Consider the following 16,905-nt stretch of genomic DNA (forward strand, 5'->3'; position numbering starts at 1 on the left):
CCGAGCCATCCCCGAGACCGGGGCCATCACGCACGCCGCGCACCCGGTGCCAGCCCAGCCGGCTGTCAGCGGACCGAGATATTATTCATACGGCGCCCACCGAGATCAACACTGACAAATGTTCGGCGCCAGCGTCATATTTTTAAAAGAGACAGGAGTGACTCCGCGCAGGCCAGCGAGGCCCTGGGCGGAGTCCGGCCCGGTGAGCGGGGTGACCAGGGCGACGGTCAGCGGAGTCGTCATAGGTGGCCCTTGCAGTCGTTCACCTGGTTAGCGTCCCATGCCCCATATGCGAGATCTCCGAGATGTCGGAAGGTCGCCGTAGACTTGCCAGTCACCGAAGGACAGTCCGCGGGTGGAAAGGTGGTCTGCCAGGTGGCGCGCAACTCCGGCCGCAGCGGTGATCCGCCACCGTCGCCCGACCCCCTCTCCGTCGCCGTGGTCGACAGCCACTGTCACCTGGACCTGATGGACACCGAGGTCGAGGCGGCCCTCGCCGCGGCCACCGCGGTGGGCGTGACCAGGGCGGTGACCGTCGGGGTCGACCTGGCGACGAGCCGCTGGCAGGCCGACGTCGCCGACGCCCATCCCCAGCTCTACGCCGCCGTGGCCATCCACCCCAACGAAGCGGCCCGGGGAGTCAGCGAGGAGACGTTCGCCCAGATCGCCGACCTGGCCCGGCGGGACAAGGTCCGCGCCGTCGGCGAAACCGGCCTCGACTACTACCGCACGCCGCCCGAACAGCATGCGGCGCAGCAGGAAAGCTTCCGCCGGCACATCGCGATCGCCAAGGCGACCGGGCGTGCGCTGATGATCCACGACCGGGAGGCGCATGAGGACACGCTGCGTATCCTCGTCGAGGAGGGTGCCCCCGAGAAGGTCATCTTCCACGCGTTCTCCGGCGACGCGGCGATGGCGAAGATCTGCGCCGACGCCGGCTACGTGATGTCCTTCGCCGGCAACGTCACGTTCAAGAACGCGACGAACCTGCGCGAGGCCGCCGCGGTCGCCCCCGCCGAGCTGCTGCTCGTCGAAACCGACGCGCCGTTCCTCACCCCGGTGCCGTGGCGCGGCCGCCCCGGTGGTCCCTATCTGATCCCGCTGACCCTGCGGGTGCTCGCCGAGACCCGCGGGGTGGGTGTCGCCGAACTCGCGACGGCTATCGCCGCCAACGCGGAGCGGGTGTTCGGGCCCTGGTAGCCGCCGACGCGCTGCTCGCCCCGGCCGACCTGCGAGCCCTGGCCGAGGCGCTCGACCTGCGCCCGACGAAGCGCCGCGGGCAGAACTTCCTGGTCGACGCGAACACCGTGCGCCGCCTTGTCCGGATCGCCCGCATCGGCCCGGAGGACGCGGTCCTTGAGATCGGCCCCGGCCTCGGCTCGTTGACGTTGGGGCTGCTCGGCGCCGCCGCGTCCGTCGTCGCCGTCGAGATCGACCCGGTGCTCGCCGCGGCGCTGCCGTCGACCGCCGCCGGGCGGATGCCGCCCGAGGTCGCGGGCCGGCTGCGGGTCGTGACGGCCGACGGGCTGCAGGTCGGGCCGGGCGATCTGCCCCCGGAACTCGCCGCGCCCACGGTGCTGGCCGCGAACCTGCCGTACAACGTCGCCGTGCCGCTGCTGCTGAACCTGCTGGAACGGTTCGACTCGCTGACCCGGGGCCTGGTGATGGTGCAGGCCGAGGTCGCCGACCGGCTGACCGCCAGCCCCGGCGGCCGCGTCTACGGCGCGCCGAGCGTGAAACTGGCCTGGTACGCGCAGGCCCGGGGGGCTGGGGGCGTGCCGCGGCCGGTCTTCTGGCCGCAGCCGAACGTCGACTCCGGTCTGGTCGCCTTCACCCGCCGGGACGCGCCGCCGGCCCCGGCGCGGCTGCGCCGATCCGTGTTCGCCGCCGTCGACGCAGCCTTCGCCCAGCGCCGCAAGACGCTGCGGGTCGCCCTCAAGCCGTGGGCGGGCTCGTCCGCGGCCGTCGTCGAGCTGGCCACGGCCGCGGGCGTCGACCCCGGTGCCCGCGGCGAGACCCTCGACGTCGAGGCCTTCTGCCGCCTGGCGTTGGCCCAGGAGGCGGCGACTGATGCGGCTGTCAACGCCGGACCGCGGAGCGAAGAGGATTCCGGGTGATCGCCCGGCGGACGTGAGGCTGAATTTCTCCGGGACGGAACGCGGTCTTCAGCCGGCGGAATTCCTCGGTGAAGTGGCGGGCGCGCTCCGTCGGGATGGACAGGTCTGCTCGTAGGTGATGTCAGGGATGTAGAGGTCCCAGGGCCCCGCATGTTCGTCGCGGACAACGTCACCGACTCGCCCTGCGCAGTGGTGATCGTTGCCTGCACGTCACCCCGCCGGCCCTTCAACCAGGTGATCAGCACGCTGCCCGCGGTCCGCACCCGCGCCGCCGTCGCGACCGCCCCGCCGCCCGCGGCCAGCACCAGCAGTCCCTCGACGACGCCGCCTGGCATGACGCCCCCCGACGGCCGGCCCGCATCGATCTGGAAGCTTACCGCGCCCTACGCGAAGCGTGACCGGTTGGTGCCATCTTGGCCGCCGCCCGTCGATCCGAGTCAGCCGGTGGCGATGCCGATGGCGCGGCGGACGCCGGTGAGGACCGGCTGGGCGCGGTCGCGGGCCTGTTCGGCGCCGGTGGCGAGGATGGCGTCGAGCTCGCTGCCGGGGGCGACGAGGTCGGCGTAGCGCTCGCGCAGGGGGGAGAGCCAGTCGTTGACCGACTCGAACAGGGCATTCTTGAGATCGCCCCAGCCGGTGCCGCCCTGTTCGAGGCGGACACGCATGTCCTTGACGGCCTCGGGTGAGGCGAAGTTCTCGTAGAGCGCGAACGCCGCCGAGGTGTCCGGGTTCTTCGGCGACTCGACCGGAGTGCTGTCGCTCACAATGCCGCGGATGCTTTTCCGGAGCTGCTTCTCCGGGGCGAACAGCGGAATGGTGTTGCGGTAGGACTTGCTCATCTTCCGGCCGTCCGTACCCGGCAGGGTCTTCGCGGAAGCGCCGGACGGAAAGATGCCGGTGGGGATCTTGAGGGCGAACGAGCCGCCGTAGAGGTGGTTGAACGTGCCGGCGATGTCGGCGGCGTATTCGACGTGCTGGGACTGGTCCAGGCCGACGGGGACGACGTCGGTGTTCATGATGAGAATGTCGACGGCCATCAGGACCGGGTAGTTGAACAGGCCCATGTTGATGCCGGCGTCCAGGTCGGTGACGCCGGCCTCGGCGTTGCGGTCGCGGGCCGCCTTGTAGGCGTGCGCCCGGTTCATCAGGCCCTTGGCGGTGACGCAGGACAGCACCCAGGACAGCTCGAAGATCTCGGGCACGTCGGACTGGCGGTAGAAGACCGTCTTCGCCGGGTCCAGGCCGAGAGTGATCCAGGTCGCCGCCACCGACCTGGTGTAGGTCGCCAGCTCCGCGCGGTCCCGGATCGAGGTCAGGGCGTGGTAGTCGGCGATGAAGTAGATCGACTCATACGTCGAGGTGAGCTCCAGCGACGGCCGGATCGCTCCGATGTAGTTCCCGAGATGCGGCTCGCCCGTCGGCTTGATGCCGGTGAGCGAGACCTTCGGCTGTTGCGCTGCCATGCCAGCGAAGTCTACGGAGACCGCGGCCGCCGGAAGCGACCGCCGCCCACGGCGTCCGTCAGGCGTCGCCGCCGAACAGGCCGGTCACCGAGCCGTCCTCGAACACCGCTCTGATCGCGGCGCCGAGCAGCGGGGCGATCGACAGTTCAGTGATCTTGTCGATCCGCGCCTCGCTCGGCAGCGGCAGCGTGTTGGTGAGCACGACCTCGGAGATCTCGGAGTTCTTCAGCCGGTCAGCGGCCGGCCCGGACAGCACGCCGTGGGTGGCGGCGGCGATGACGTCGGTCGCGCCGTGCGCCTTGAGCGACTCGGCGGCCTTGGTGATGGTGCCGGCGGTGTCGATCATGTCGTCGACGATGACGCAGGTCCGGCCGCGGACCTCGCCGACGACGTCGAACATCTTCACCTGGTTCGGGACGTCCGGGTCGCGGCGCTTGTGGATGATCGCCAGCGGGCAGCCGAGTCGGTCGGTCCACCGCTCGGCGACCCGCACCCGGCCCGAGTCCGGGGCCACGACGGTGACCTCCGAGGTGTCGAGCTTGTTCTCGATGTAGTCGGCGAGCAGCGGCAGCGCGAACAGGTGGTCCACCGGGCCGTCGAAGAAGCCCTGGATCTGCGCGGTGTGCAGGTCGACGGACATCAGCCGGTGCGCGCCCGCGGTCTTGAACAGGTCGGCGACGAGCCGGGCGGAGATCGGCTCGCGGCCGCGGTGCTTCTTGTCCTGGCGGGCGTACGGGTAGAACGGGGCGACGACAGTGATCCGCTTGGCACTGGCCCGCTTCAGCGCGTCCACCATGATCAGCTGTTCCATCAGCCAGGTGTTCACCGGCGCCGTGTGGCACTGTAGGACGAACGCGTCACAGCCGCGGACCGACTCCGAGAACCGGACGAAGATCTCGCCGCTGGCGAACTCGTAGGCGTTCGTCGGCACCGGCTCGACGTCGAGCTCGGCCGCCACCTCCGCCGCCAGGCCGGGATGCGAGCGTCCCGCGAACAGCATCAGGTTGCGCCGGTTCTCGGTCTGGTAGGTCACCGCGTTCTCCTCGGGCGTGATGAATGATCAGGCTGGCGCGCGGGCCTACGGGCTCGTACCCGGGCGCGCGGCGCTAACCGCGGCCGTCGCGATCTGTCGACGTCGACCGGTCCGGTCCGGGACACCAGGGCCGCGTGCGGGCGGCGCCGAGGGTTCCACCGCCAGGCCCCAGCGAGGGTCAGGTCGGGTGCTGAGCATCCTCCTGCTGGTAGACCGGGCGGAGACCGACGTCTCTACGTTCTGCTTCCCGCTCCCGGAACGCCAGCGATCCCGGCCTCGCCCGCCCGGGTGTGCGTCAACTCACCCGCGTCACCAGCGGCGGCGGGGGGCTCGGGAACCCTGGGCGTGGTGTGGGCGGCCAGGGGGGCAGGGGAGGGCGCGGTGCCGGCTGCCGCCGCTGCCGCTGCCGCGAGGGCGGCGGGGCTGCCGGGGCGGCGCCGCGCCACCCAGCCCTCGATCGTCCGCTGCTGTCCTTCGCGGATCGCCAGGGCGCCGGGCGGCACGTCTTCCCGGATCACGGCGCCGGCGCCGGTGTACGCCCCGTCACCGACGACGACCGGCGCGACGAGCATCGTGTCGCTGCCGATGCGGACGTCCGAGCCGATGATCGTGCGGTGTTTGGCGACGCCGTCGTAGTTGACGAAGACGGTGGTGCAGCCGATGTTGCTGCGGTCGCCGACGACCGCGTCGCCGACGTAGGCCAGGTGCGGGACCTTAGTCTGCTCGCCGAGCACGGCGGCCTTGGTCTCGACGAACGAGCCGAGCTTGCCCTCGCGGCCGAGCCGGGTGCCCGGGCGCAGGTGGGTGTACGGGCCGACGGTGGCGCCGGCGCCGATCTCGGCCTGGTCGGCGGTGGTGCGCACGACGGTGGCTCCGGGGCCGACGACGGTGTCGGTGAGCGAGCAGTCCGGGCCGACCTCGGCGCCGCGGGCGAGATGGGTGCGGCCGTGCAGGGCGGTGTTCGGGGCGATCGTCGTGTCCGGTTCGAGCGTCACCTCGGCGTCGATCCAGGTGGTCTGCGGGTCGACGACCGTGGTGCCGTCGCGCATCGCCGCCTCGACGATGCGGTCGCGCAGCGCCCGGCCGGCGGCGGCGAGCTGGACGCGGTCATTGACCCCGGCGGCCTCGGCCGGGTCGGCGACGGCGCGGGCGGCGACCGGACTCCCGTCGGCGACGAGCAGGCCGACGACATCGGTCAGGTACTCCTCGCCCTGGGCGTTCTCCGTGGTCAGCCGGGTGAGCGCGGCCTGGAGGGGACCGGCCCGGAAGGCGTAGACGCCGGTGTTGATCTCGCGGATGGCGGCGGTGGCCGCGTCGGCGTCGCGCTGCTCGATGATCCCGCGCACCCGGCCGGCGTCGTCGCGGACGACCCGGCCGTAGCCGGTGGCGTCGGCGAGCACGGCGGTGAGGACGGTGGCGGCGGCGCCCGCGGCGAGGTGTTCGCCGGTGAGGGCGGCGAGGGTCTCGGGGGCGAGCAGCGGTGCGTCACCCGGCAGGACGACGACGGTGTCCTCCGGGGCGAGGCCCGCGAGCGCGTGCAGGGCGACCCGGACGGCGTGGCCGGTGCCGAGCTGACGATCCTGCACGGCGATGACGACGTCGGGCGCCCGCTCGTCGAGCATGGCGCCGACCTGCTCACGGCCGTGCCCGAGGACCACCGCGGTGCGGGCGGCGCCGAGGGTGGCCGCGGCATGCAGGACGTGCTCGAGCAGGCTGCGACCGGCTATGCGGTGGAGAACCTTCGGCGTCGACGAGCGCATCCGCCGACCCTCGCCCGCGGCCAGGACGATGACGGCCGCCGGACGTGGTGATCTCACGCGATCTCCCGACTCTTCGACTGGGACGAGGGTGGGGCGACGGGGACCACAGTACCGCGACGACTCGATCGCTCCTCGGAGGCGAGGCGGGCTGTTGACCCGGCCCGGCCCGGTGCCGCCGCCGACGGCGCGGCGGGCGGCGAGGAATCTCGATCCTTCGTGCCTGAACTGGTCGGTGGCCCTTCCCGACAATTCTTTGTGATGGTATTACTGGTAGTGCTCCGGTATTGCTCCGCCGCCACGACTCGAACGTGGACTAAGAGAACCAAAATCTCCTGTGCTGCCGATTACACTACGGCGGACCGCGGGGAAAACATGGCAACTCTACCATCGTGAGGGCTGGCGGAAGATAAACCCGGAGCGGATGCCACTGGCGCGCGGAGGTGTGCGCTTCGTGATCCGGTGTGGCACGCCGCGTAGCGCCAGTGTCAATCGGTGTCAGCATGATTACTTTCCGTTGGCATCGGGTTCCCGCTGGTCGGGCCGGCGGCCCTGCTCATAGCCCACATGGAGGCCGTGGCCTGCGCGTCGGCGCGGGTGACCGTTTGCGTGGCGGACGCCGACAACGGGGACTGTTGTCACATCCACCGGCTACCGTGGCGTTGGAGTGCCGGCGCAGTGGACCTGCCGCGATGGACGGGACGAGGCGATGACCGCTACCGACACGGTGACCCCGGGCGACAATCGGGCGCCGGAAGACGACCGTGGATCCGCCGCGGGCCAGACCGCCCGCCGCGCCGACCCCGCGAACCGCGGCAACGCGACCAAGCCGCGCTCGATGGCCAAGGCCCGAGCCGAGCAGGTCATCCTGGTCGCGGTGATCGCGGTACCCCTGCTGGCCCTGGTCGCCGCGGTCCCGGCGCTGTGGGGCCGCTGGATCTCCTGGCGGGACGTGATCCTCGCCGTGATCTTCTACGCGATCAGCGGCCACGGGGTGACGGTCGGCTTCCACCGGTACTTCACCCACCGCGGTTTCCGCACCTCACGGCCGATGCGGATCGCGCTGGCCGTGGCCGGCAACATGGCGATCGAGGGTCCGGTGATCCGCTGGGTCGCCGACCACCGCCGCCACCACGCCTTCAGCGACGCCGAGGGTGACCCGCACTCGCCGTGGCGCTACGGTCCCGGCGCCTGGTCGCTGATGAAGGGCCTTTACCACGCGCACATCGGCTGGCTGTTCGACGTCGAGCAGACCGACCAGCGCCGATACGCCCCCGACCTGCTCGACGATCGCGACATCGTCCGGGTCAGCCGATCGTTCGCCCTGTGCGCTTTCGCCAGCCTGGCCGCTCCGACCGTCATCGGCGGTCTGTGGGGCGGTTCGTTCGAGGCGGCCCTACAGGCGTTCTTCTGGGCCGGCCTGGTCCGGGTCGCGCTGCTGCACCACGTGACATGGTCGGTGAACAGTATCTGCCACGTGCTGGGCTCCCGGCCTTACCGCAGCCGTGACCAGTCGACCAACGTATGGCCGCTGGCGCTGCTGTCGATGGGCGAGTCCTGGCACAACCTGCACCACGCCGAACCCACCTCGGCCCGGCACGGCGTCCGCCCCTGGCAGATCGACACCAGCTTCTACCTGATCAAGACGATGGAGGTCCTGCGCCTGGTGCGGGACGTCCGCTGGCCTGATCCGGCCCGCCTGGCCGCCAAGCGCGTCGAAGCCGACCCCGTCCCGGCGGCCTAGGCCGTGTCCGGCTGGTCGTGGCGAGGGCAGGGAACCGGACACCGGGCCCCTTACCGCAACCAGCCGAAAGCAGACCTGGTCTCCTCCGACGATCCTGCTCTGGCCGTGGGCCAGGCGAAGCTCATGCGCGCTCCTGGACAGCGGTAGCGGCCCGGCCAAACGACCAGCCGGTGTTGTCGCGGTTGCTTGCTGCGGCCAAAGTGGACGTGAAGCCGTGCATAAGAACCACGGCGGTCCGCGGCTCGGAGAGCGCGCCGCTTTCTACAACCTCGGCGTGAAGAGCGCCAGCGATGCATTAATGCGCAGCGCTGAGCAGTGCGCCGCGGCGCACTGCTCCGCTGGCGAGGGAGGACTAACCCTCGACGTCGGCGGCGAGGGTCAGCCAGGCTTCCTCGGTGCTGTCCTTGTCGGCGACGACCGTGCGCAGTTCGGCGTCCAGAGCAAGCAGCCGCGCGTGGTCGGTGGCCGCCTCGGCGAGGGCGTGGTGCAGTTCCTGCTCGCGGCGGGTCAGCCGTTCGAGCGCGCGCTCCAGGCGGGTCAGCTCCTTGCGGGCCACCCGCATCTCGCTGCCGGAGAGCGCCGGGCGGGCATCACCGCCGCCGTCACCCGCCCGGGTGGCGGCTGAACTGGACCGGCCCGAACCATCGGAGGGTCCGGCAACCGGCGGGGTGCTGGTTGCCGGACCGCCCGAGCGGGCGGTGGCGGTGGCCCGCGCGGGGGAGGGATCGGCCTGGGCGCTGATCGCCTCGGCCCGCCTGCGCAGGTATTCCTCGATGCCGCCGGGGAGCATCCGCAGGTGTCCGTCGCCGAGCAGGGCCATCGTGACGTCGCAGGTCCGCTCGAGGAAGTAGCGGTCGTGGCTGACCACGATCAGGGTGCCGGGCCAGGTGTCGAGCAGGTCCTCCAGCGCGGCGAGGGTGTCGGTGTCGAGATCGTTCGTCGGCTCGTCGAGGAGCAGCACGTTCGGGCGGGCCATCAGTAGGCGCAGTAGCTGCAACCGGCGCCGCTCGCCACCGGAGAGTTCCCCGACCCGGGTCCACTGCCGCGACGAGGGCAACCCGAACTGTTCGAGCAGCTGGCCGGCGGTCTTCTCCCGGCCCCGCTCGACCTCCAGCACCCGGCCGACCTGCTCGACCGCCTCCAGCGCGCGCAGGTTCGGCGGCAGCTCGGCGACCTCCTGCGATAGCAGCGCCGGGCGGACGCTCGCCCCGGTCCGCACCCGGCCGCCGGTCGGGCTGACGTCGCCGAGCAGCGCCCGCAGCAGGGTCGTCTTGCCCGCGCCGTTGACCCCGACCAGCCCGACCCGGTCACCCGGGCCGATCAGCCAGGTGATGCCGTCGAACAGGGTGCGCTCGCCCATGCGGACGGTGAGGTTCTCGGCGTCGTAGACGTCCTTGCCCAGCCGGGAGGAGGCGAAGCTGCGTAGCGCCATCGCGTCGCGCGGCGGGGGCTCGTCGGCGATGAGGGCATTGGCAGCGTCGATCCGGAACCGGGGCTTACTGGTCCGTGCGGGTGGTCCGCGGCGTAGCCAGGCGAGTTCCTTGCGCATCAGGTTCTGCCGCCGGGCCTCGGTGGCGTCCTCGCGCCTGGTCCGTTCGGCCCGGGCCAGGACGTAGGCCGAATAGCCCCCCTCGTAGGCGTCGACCCGTCCGTCGACGACCTCCCACACGCGGCCGCAGACCTCGTCGAGGAACCAGCGGTCGTGCGTGGCGACCAGCAGGCCGCCCCGCCAGCCCCGCAGATGCTCGGCCAGCCAGGCGACCCCCTCGACGTCGAGATGGTTCGTGGGCTCGTCGAGGATGATCAGGTCGAGGTCCTGGACCAGGAGCCGGGCCAGGGCCACCCGGCGTCGTTCGCCACCCGACATCGGGCCGACCACGTCGTCGAGGCGATCGAGCAGGCCGAGGCCGGCGAGCACCCCCCGCCGGCGGGGGTCCGCCGCCCACTCGTGCTCCGCGGCGGCGCCGAGGACGATGTCACGCACCGTCCGATCGGGCGGCAGGTCGTCCGCCTGGGCCAGCGTCCCCACCCGGACGGAGTTCCCGTGGACCACCCGGCCGGCGTCCGGCTCGGCCTCGCCGGCGATGATCCGCAGCAGGGTCGACTTGCCGGCGCCGTTGCGCCCAACGACGCCGATCTTCTCCCCGGTGCCGATTCCCAGGCTCACCCGGTCCAGCAGCGTGCGGATACCGAAGGCGGCGTTGACGTTCTCCAGGGTCGCCAGGACACCGCTCACGAACTGCTGCCCGCCCCGTCCAGACCCTCCACGACGCGGGCCCCGGCGGCCGGTCCCGACGCGCGGCGCACTGCCCGGGCCACCCCCATGCCGGCCAGGCTCGCGGCCAGATCGACACTCGCGCCGGCGCCGGCCGCGAGGAACGCGCAGGTGGGACCGGATCCGCTGACGATCGCGCCGACCGCGCCGAGCTCGCGGCCGGTCTCCAGGACCCGCCGCAGCGCCGGCCGAAGTCGCAGCGCCGCTGGCTGAAGGTCATTGACGAGCGCGGCGCCGAGCTGAACCGGGTCACCGGTGCGCAGCGCCGAGAGGACGTCGTCCGCCGGGGTCGGCCCAGTGCGCAGCCGCCCCTCCGACAGCTTGTCGAACTCCGCGTAGACGGCGGGGGTCGACAGGCCGCCGTCCGCCAGCGCGAACACCCAGTGGTACTCGCCGGTCGCCAGGACGTCGGTGAGCTGCTCGCCCCGGCCCGTGCCGAGCGCGGTGCCGCCGGCCAGCGGGAACGGGACGTCGCTGCCGAGCCGGGCGGCCAGCCCGGCGAGGGTGGCGCGGTCCAGGCCGGCCTGCCACAGCGCGTCACAGGCGACCAGGGCGGCCGCCGCGTCCGCGCTGCCGCCGGCCATCCCCGCCGCGACCGGAATTCCCTTGGCCAGCGCGAGATGCACACGCTCGGAGGTGATTCCGGCCGCCTCCGCAACCAGATGTGCGGCCCGGACAGCGATGTTGTCCATGCCCGTCGGGACGATGGAGACATCGGGGGTCGTCGTCGCCGGCCCGCGGGACGCCTCGGCGCCCTCGCCGGCCACCTCGACGGTGACGACGATCCTGGCATCGTCCGGGCTGGCATCGTCCGGGCTGGCATTGTCCGGGCTGGCATTGTCCGGGCTGGAATCGCCTGGGCTGGCATTGTCCGGGCCGGCGTCATCCGCCGCGTCGGTGGGGTTCGCCGAGCTGTCGCGGTCCTTGAGGTCGACGACGGTCCCGGCGGTCGGCGGTAGTGAGGTGGCGGTGAGGTCGTCGAAGAGCGAGACGGCCTGCAGCACCGTGATCACGTCGTGGTAGCCGTCGGGCCGCAGCGGGCCGACGCCGAGATGCAGGTTGACCTTGGCCGGAGCCCGGACGGTGACGGCGGCGGGTCCGGTTCCCGCGGCGTGGCGCGGACCCGGATGGGATCGAGGCAGCGGAGGCTCCTTCGCTCGGGCTCACACAGGCTCACCTGTACGAATGGGCTCGACGGCTGACTGGGCCCGCCCGCATGGACCTGACTGGCGCGCACGGGCCATGCCCGCCCCGTGCCGGGCGGGGTGGTCTCACTCCCCGGCTGGGTGGGTGTGCTCGTGCGCGGGCGGCCTGGCCCGGGCGGGCGGTGCGATCGGCCGGATCCAACCTATCCGCGCCTCCGGCGCTGATGGCCGCCTGCCCGCGAGGTACCTCGGGGAACCGGCGGCCGTACCGGCGAAATCGGACGGTGCGGGCGCGGGCAATCATGTCGGCGGGCTGGTCCATGCGTGGTCCCGCAGAGGGCCAATGCCGACATCCGACCCGCGTCGGTAACTTTCTGCTGTTGATATGTGACGATCGGCTGGTGGCTGTCGGTGGCCATCCCCGGGGGCGCACGGCAGCCGCATCACCCCGGCGGGCGGGCTGGCCAGGGACGGGCGGGCTGGCCAGGGACGGGCGGCCTGGCCAGGGACGGGCGGCGGCCCAAGGGCGGGAGGGCTGGCCAGGGACGGGCGGGCTGGCCAAGGGCGGGCGGCGGCCCAAGGAGAGGACGCAGCATCATGCGCGCAGCGGGGCCAGGCCTCATTAGTGGGCTGATCGCCGGGCTCGCTTTGGCGTTCGGCGGGCTCGGCGAGTTTCTGGTCGTCCTGGCCTTCGGGGCGGTCGGGCTAGTTGCCGGCAAGGTTATCGACGGTGACCTGGACATCACCCGGTACGTGGGCGGCGGCCGGCGCCGAAACCGCCGGTGATGGGCCGCTTCTGACGTGGTCGGCGCCCGTTTTGCCCCTACAGAAGCGGCCCGAACCCGGTTTCCCGTGCACGTGGCGCGCGCCGCCGTTCGGTGGCGTCGGTCGGTTCGGGCGGCGGGGGGCGTGGGCGTTGATCGCGGTGGGTGGTCCGGCTGGGCGGATGCAAGCGCTGGTGGCCGTCGGGCCGGTCCGCGCCAGGGCCTCTCACCCGGCGGTGGGGCGTCGTCTGCGGGCCGCTAGTCCCGACTCCGGCCCGGGGCGATCGGGTCGCCGGCCCGGGGCGGTCGGGTCATCCTCGCTGGTGGCGGTGGCGGTGGCGGTGGCGGTGGCGGTGGCGGTGGCGGTGGCGGTGCCGGTGCCGGTGGCAGCCGGGCAGCCGGCAGCCGGGCGGCCGGCGTGGTCCTGTGCTGACCGGTACCTGGCGTTCGGGTCAGCCGCGGTGGGATCCAACCGCACGCCGGGCGGGGCGGCGGCTCGGGTCCGCTGTCGAGCCCGCTGGGGTGGGTCGGCGTGGCACCGACGTGTTGGCGGTGCCCGAGCGGCGGGCAGGCGGGTGCGCGGGCGGATCGTGGGCGGCGGTTGGCGGCCCCGACCTGTGGGCTCAGGGGGTCGCGCTCACCGTCGGGTGCGTCCGGCGGTGGGCGGGCGTCCGGGCGGGTGACCAACCCGGCCGAAACCGCCCTCGGTGGCGGGCCTCGGGACGGCTCGGGTCTTGACAGATCGGGGGGGTGCGCCTTCGTCGTGCGGAGTCCGGTACTGTGAAGGACCGCGCCGCGGTGGTTCGTCCGCCCTCCGGCGACGGAATCCCACGTCTGGAAGGACTGAGCGTCGCCATGTCCGAGGTCCGCATCGCCGCGGAGCCGCGCACCGAGTTCGGCAAAGGCGGTGCTCGTCGCACTCGCCGTGCCGGCAAGGTCCCGGCCGTTCTCTACGGTCACGGCAAGCCGCCGCGGCACATCGCGCTTCCCGCGCACGACCTGCTGCACGCCTTCAAGACCAACGCTGGAACGAACGTCCTGCTGACGCTCGAACTGGCCGACGGCACCGAGCTCGCGCTCGCGAAGGACGTTCAGCGCCACCCCATCAAGGGCAGTTTCGAACACATCGACCTGGTTCTGGTCAACCGAGGCGAGAAGGTCGTCGCGGACATCCAGATCAATGTGATCGGTGAGCCCCACCCCGACACGCTGGTCGACCAGCAGGCGGCCACGATCGCGGTCAAGGCCGACGCGACGCTGCTGCCTGGGCCGATCGAGGTCGACATCACCGGTCTGGAGCCGGGCACGGCCATTCTGGCGCGTCAGGTGGCGCTGCCCGAGGGCTCGGAGCTCGACGCCGACCCCGACACCGTCATCGTGCAGTGCCTCGCCAAGCGGACCACGGCCCAGGTCGAATCCGACCTCGGCGAGACGCCGGCGGAGGGTTCCGAGGAGACCGCTGCGGCGGGCGCGTCCGCCTAACCTCGCGGACGTGTTGTCTCGGCCGGCGTCAGGTCGGCCGAGTCCAGGTGACTCACGGCCATCTCGCCCTGACTAGTGGATGCGCTGGCGATGACGAACATCCCGACCGACGACGGGCCTTGGCTCGTCGTCGGACTGGGCAATCCCGGTCCGGGCTATGCCGGCAACCGGCACAACGCCGGCTTTATGGTTCTCGACCTGCTGGCCGAGCGAACCGGTTCACGGTTGAAGTCGCACCGGTCCCGTGCGGACGTCGCCGAGGTACGCCTCGTCGGCGTCCGGGCGGTGCTGGCCCGACCGCTGTCGTTCATGAACCTGTCCGGCGGCCCGGTCGGGGCGGCCCGGACGTTCTACAAGGTCGATCCGGCTCGGATCATCGTTCTGCATGACGAGCTGGACATCCCGTTCGGCGCCGTGCGTCTCAAGCGTGGCGGCGGGGATAACGGCCACAACGGCCTGCGCTCGATCTCCTCGGTCCTGGGAACCCGCGATTACCTGCGGGTTCGGATCGGCATCGGCCGTCCACCCGGCCGGATGGATCCGGCCGACTTCGTGCTGCGTGATTTCGGGACGACCGAGCGCCGCGAGCTGCCGCTGTTGCTGGAGCACGCCGCAGACTCCGTCGAGATGCTCATCACCGACGGCCTCGAAGCCACCCAGAACCGCTACCACGCGCTGCTCTGAAGCGCCGAGCGCCGGTCGGGGGGCCCGGCCTGCTCAGCTGCCGCCGAGGTGCTCCTGGATCTGCCGGATGAGCGAGCCGTGGTCGAGCTCGCGCAGCACGTACGCGCGCCCGGCGGCGCCGATCGCGGCCGCCCGCCTTGGGTCGGCGAGCAGGTCGCAGGCCGCGGCGGCGAATTCGCCCGGCCCGTCGGCGACCAGCAGGTGCGTCCCGGCGGTCCAGCCCAGGCCTCGGCTGCCGGTCTCGGTGCTCACCACCGGTGTACCGCTCGCCATCGCCTCGATCGCCTTGATGTTGACGCCGGAGCCGGAGCGCATCGGGTTCACCGACAGGCTTGCCGCGGCGAGGTAGCCGGCGACGCTCGGGACATCGGTGTGCAGCTCGACGCCGTCGAAGCCACCCAGCCACGCGGCGAGGCCGTCCTCGGGACGGCGCCCCACCACCTGGAAGATCGCCTGCGGGTGGCGGACCCGGATCGTCGGCCAGCAGCCGCCGAGGAACCAGCGCAGCGCCTCGATGTTGGTCGGCGTGTCCAGCGAGCCGACGAACACGAGCCGCTGCTCACCGGGGTCCGCGCCGCCCGCCGCACCCGGATCACCGGCGGATCCCGTCGCGCCGGTGCCGGCCCGCAGCGCGCCGACGGGCAGGAACGGGGGCAGGTGGAAGGTCGGCACGCTGGCGCGCGTGCGGCGCCACTCGTGGTCCTCCAGCGAGATGTCCGCGATGCAGGTGACCAGCGGGGAGTGGTGCAGCGCCAGTTCCGCGAGCCGCAGCTTGTGGTACTCCATCTCGTAGGCGACGGCCTTCGGGCCGGTGCTGCTGCGGGCCAGTACCCGGAAGAACTCCGAGTCGACGTTGTGCGCCCGCACGAGGTGCGGCAGCTTCCAGATCCGGGCGATCTCCTCACCGAGGTGGGAGGACCGGCAGCTGTAGCTGATCACGGCGTCGGCGCGCGGCGGCGTCGCCTCCAGCGCCCGGCGCAGCGGGGCGACCGGGCGGGACGCGTGCATGAACGGCTTGGTCGTCAGATGGGCGCGCGGGCTGTCGTCGCGGCGTAGCCGGATGACGGCCGAACCGGGGATCGCCTCCTCGTACGAGGCGATGTCGAGTTCCTCGCGGGCGGGCACGAGAACCTGCATCCGTATTCCGGCCGCGGAGGCCGCGGTGAGGAAACTGAATGTCTCCACCCGACCGCCGGCGTCCGCGGGGAGAAAGGGTTCCTCGACAACGACGATCCAGCGCGTGGAGTCGCTCACCGGTCCAACTGTAACCGTCATCCGCCGGCTGCCCGCGAGGGAGGGCGGCCGGGGACCACTCGGGCACTGGACCGGTGGCACGGCGTCACGGCGGCGGGGGTGCGTTGCGGCACGGGCGGAGCCGTTGGCGCCGACCGCCGCTGTGAACGCTACCGTTGTAGTCATGACAGGTGTCCGGACCATCGGCCGAGGAGCCGCCGTGGCGGCCCTTGGCACCGCAGCCGTTTACGGTCACGTTCTGTACCCGATTTATATCGGGTTGCGCAGCCGCGGTCTGGAATCGCAGGTGCCGGCCGATCCCGATAACTGGCCGGCCCTGAGCGTTGTCGTTTCCGCGTATCGCGAATCCGCCGTAATTGGGACAAAGCTCGACGAGCTCGCCGGCACCGACTACCCGGGGCTGATGGAGATCATCGTCGTCGCGGACGACACGGAGACGGCCGAGGCCTCGCGGCGGCCGGGCGTGCGCGTGCTGTCCTCCGGCGAGCGGCTCGGCAAGGCGCGTGCGGTCAACCGCGGCGTCGCCGCGGCCAGCCACGACGTCGTCGTGCTCACCGACGCCAACGCGGTCCTCGCCCCGCGAGCGCTGCGCGCCGCCGCCCGCCACTTCACCGACGAGACGGTCGGCGCGGTCGCGGGGGAGAAGCAGGTCGACGATCCGGCCGGCGCGCAGGGCTTCTACTGGAAGTTCGAGTCCTGGCTCAAGCGCTGCGAATCCGCGACCGGAGCCACCATCGGCGTCGTCGGCGAGATGCTGATGTTCCGCCGCCAGGCGTTCCGCCCGCTGCCCGGCGACACGGCCGTCGACGACGCCTGGCTGGCCCTCGACGTCCTCGAGGGCGGCCTGCGGGTCGTCTACGAGCCCGAGGCGTACTCCATCGAGCAGGCCGCGCCCGACTACACCGGCGAATGGGAGCGGCGGACCAGGATCGTCGCCGGCAACCTCGACATGCTCTGGCGGCGCCGCGCCGCGCTGGTGCCCGGCGCGCTGCCGGTCACCCCGCAGCTGTGGGGACACCGGCTGGTCCGCTCCTCGTTCGGGCCGATCGCCCACGTCGCGCTGGTCGCCATCGCCGTGCCGGCCGCGCGGAACAGCTGGGCCGCCCGGATCTTCCTGGCGGGCAACGCCGTCGGCGCGGCGAGCACCGCCGCGCTGCTGATGGGGCGTACCCCGCCCGGGCCGACCC

Annotated in this window: 13 protein-coding genes and 1 pseudogene; 7 read left to right on the top strand and 7 right to left on the bottom strand. The window is 72.2% G+C overall.

Annotated elements, in window-relative coordinates; all coding sequences use genetic code 11:
* Positions 1-375: 375 nt before the first annotated feature.
* Both MXD58_RS06575 and rsmA read left to right on the top strand, forming a co-directional pair.
* Positions 376-1,200 carry a TatD family hydrolase gene (locus MXD58_RS06575; protein ID WP_248836497.1) on the top strand — a complete coding sequence of 275 codons (825 nt, stop codon included), beginning with the start codon at positions 376-378 and terminating at the stop codon, positions 1,198-1,200.
* Positions 1,201-1,256: 56 nt separating this feature from the next.
* Positions 1,257-2,117, top strand: coding sequence for a 16S rRNA (adenine(1518)-N(6)/adenine(1519)-N(6))-dimethyltransferase RsmA (gene rsmA / locus MXD58_RS06580; RefSeq protein ID WP_284677961.1), 861 nt, complete (start codon positions 1,257-1,259; stop codon positions 2,115-2,117).
* A gap of 152 nt (positions 2,118-2,269) precedes the next feature.
* On the opposite strand, the pseudogene MXD58_RS31020 reads toward rsmA, so the two are convergent.
* The 4 genes and pseudogenes from MXD58_RS31020 to glmU all read right to left on the bottom strand — a co-directional run.
* A pseudogene (locus MXD58_RS31020) lies at positions 2,270-2,482 on the bottom strand (effector-associated constant component EACC1); the annotation flags it as partial.
* Between the two features lie 72 nt (positions 2,483-2,554).
* The gene (locus MXD58_RS06585) at positions 2,555-3,580 is read right to left on the bottom strand and encodes a tryptophan--tRNA ligase (protein WP_248836499.1); all 1,026 of its coding nucleotides are present in this window, start codon (positions 3,578-3,580) and stop codon (positions 2,555-2,557) included.
* Between the two features lie 58 nt (positions 3,581-3,638).
* The gene (locus MXD58_RS06590; protein ID WP_308301918.1) at positions 3,639-4,613 is read right to left on the bottom strand and encodes a ribose-phosphate diphosphokinase; all 975 of its coding nucleotides are present in this window, start codon (positions 4,611-4,613) and stop codon (positions 3,639-3,641) included.
* Between the two features lie 233 nt (positions 4,614-4,846).
* Positions 4,847-6,430 (bottom strand): bifunctional UDP-N-acetylglucosamine diphosphorylase/glucosamine-1-phosphate N-acetyltransferase GlmU, encoded by a 1,584-nt coding sequence (glmU, locus tag MXD58_RS06595; RefSeq protein ID WP_308301919.1) that lies wholly within the window; start codon positions 6,428-6,430, stop codon positions 4,847-4,849.
* Between the two features lie 649 nt (positions 6,431-7,079).
* On the opposite strand from glmU, the gene MXD58_RS06600 reads away from it, so the two are divergent.
* Positions 7,080-8,114 (top strand): acyl-CoA desaturase, encoded by a 1,035-nt coding sequence (locus MXD58_RS06600; RefSeq protein WP_374615727.1) that lies wholly within the window; start codon positions 7,080-7,082, stop codon positions 8,112-8,114.
* A 352-nt stretch (positions 8,115-8,466) separates the two neighbouring features.
* Here the strand turns inward: MXD58_RS06600 and MXD58_RS06605 are convergent, their stop codons facing one another.
* Together MXD58_RS06605 and MXD58_RS06610 are read right to left on the bottom strand one after the other, a co-directional pair.
* Positions 8,467-10,350 (bottom strand): ABC-F family ATP-binding cassette domain-containing protein, encoded by a 1,884-nt coding sequence (locus MXD58_RS06605; protein WP_248836500.1) that lies wholly within the window; start codon positions 10,348-10,350, stop codon positions 8,467-8,469.
* Positions 10,347-11,531, bottom strand: coding sequence for a 4-(cytidine 5'-diphospho)-2-C-methyl-D-erythritol kinase (locus MXD58_RS06610; protein WP_248836662.1), 1,185 nt, complete (start codon positions 11,529-11,531; stop codon positions 10,347-10,349). The genes MXD58_RS06605 and MXD58_RS06610 overlap by 4 nt, the downstream gene beginning before the upstream one ends.
* Positions 11,532-12,131: 600 nt before the next feature.
* Here MXD58_RS06610 and MXD58_RS06615 point away from each other — a divergent pair.
* The 3 genes from MXD58_RS06615 to pth all read left to right on the top strand — a co-directional run bounded on the left by MXD58_RS06615 (position 12,132) and on the right by pth (position 14,464).
* Positions 12,132-12,320, top strand: a complete 189-nt coding sequence (locus MXD58_RS06615) for a hypothetical protein (RefSeq protein ID WP_248836501.1) — start codon at positions 12,132-12,134, stop codon at positions 12,318-12,320.
* Between the two features lie 833 nt (positions 12,321-13,153).
* Entirely contained in the window at positions 13,154-13,780 is a 627-nt protein-coding gene (locus MXD58_RS06620; protein ID WP_248836502.1) for a 50S ribosomal protein L25/general stress protein Ctc, read from the top strand.
* Positions 13,781-13,870: 90 nt separating this feature from the next.
* The gene (gene pth, locus MXD58_RS06625; RefSeq protein WP_248836503.1) at positions 13,871-14,464 is read left to right on the top strand and encodes an aminoacyl-tRNA hydrolase; all 594 of its coding nucleotides are present in this window, start codon (positions 13,871-13,873) and stop codon (positions 14,462-14,464) included.
* Between the two features lie 33 nt (positions 14,465-14,497).
* On the opposite strand, the gene MXD58_RS06630 is transcribed toward pth, so the two are convergent.
* The gene (locus tag MXD58_RS06630) at positions 14,498-15,718 is read right to left on the bottom strand and encodes a glycosyltransferase (protein ID WP_248836504.1); all 1,221 of its coding nucleotides are present in this window, start codon (positions 15,716-15,718) and stop codon (positions 14,498-14,500) included.
* Between the two features lie 163 nt (positions 15,719-15,881).
* Between MXD58_RS06630 and MXD58_RS06635 the strand changes: the two genes are divergently transcribed.
* On the top strand, positions 15,882-16,905 hold a 1,024-nt coding region (locus MXD58_RS06635), incomplete at its 3' end, for a glycosyltransferase family 2 protein (RefSeq protein ID WP_250609117.1).

Origin of the sequence: Frankia sp. AgKG'84/4 (assembly GCF_023242965.2) — a bacterium.
Lineage (GTDB): Bacteria > Actinomycetota > Actinomycetes > Frankiales > Frankiaceae > Frankia.

Bases quoted from the DNA above. Each gene is read 5' to 3' on its own strand.
- MXD58_RS06620 (WP_248836502.1), top strand. From the start codon at position 13,154: ATGTCCGAGGTCCGCATCGCCGCGGAGCCGCGCACCGAGTTCGGCAAA.
- MXD58_RS06585 (WP_248836499.1), bottom strand. From the start codon at position 3,580: ATGGCAGCGCAACAGCCGAAGGTCTCGCTCACCGGCATCAAGCCGACG.
- MXD58_RS06615 (WP_248836501.1), top strand. From the start codon at position 12,132: ATGCGCGCAGCGGGGCCAGGCCTCATTAGTGGGCTGATCGCCGGGCTC.
- pth (WP_248836503.1), top strand. From the start codon at position 13,871: ATGACGAACATCCCGACCGACGACGGGCCTTGGCTCGTCGTCGGACTG.
- MXD58_RS06600 (WP_374615727.1), top strand. From the start codon at position 7,080: ATGACCGCTACCGACACGGTGACCCCGGGCGACAATCGGGCGCCGGAA.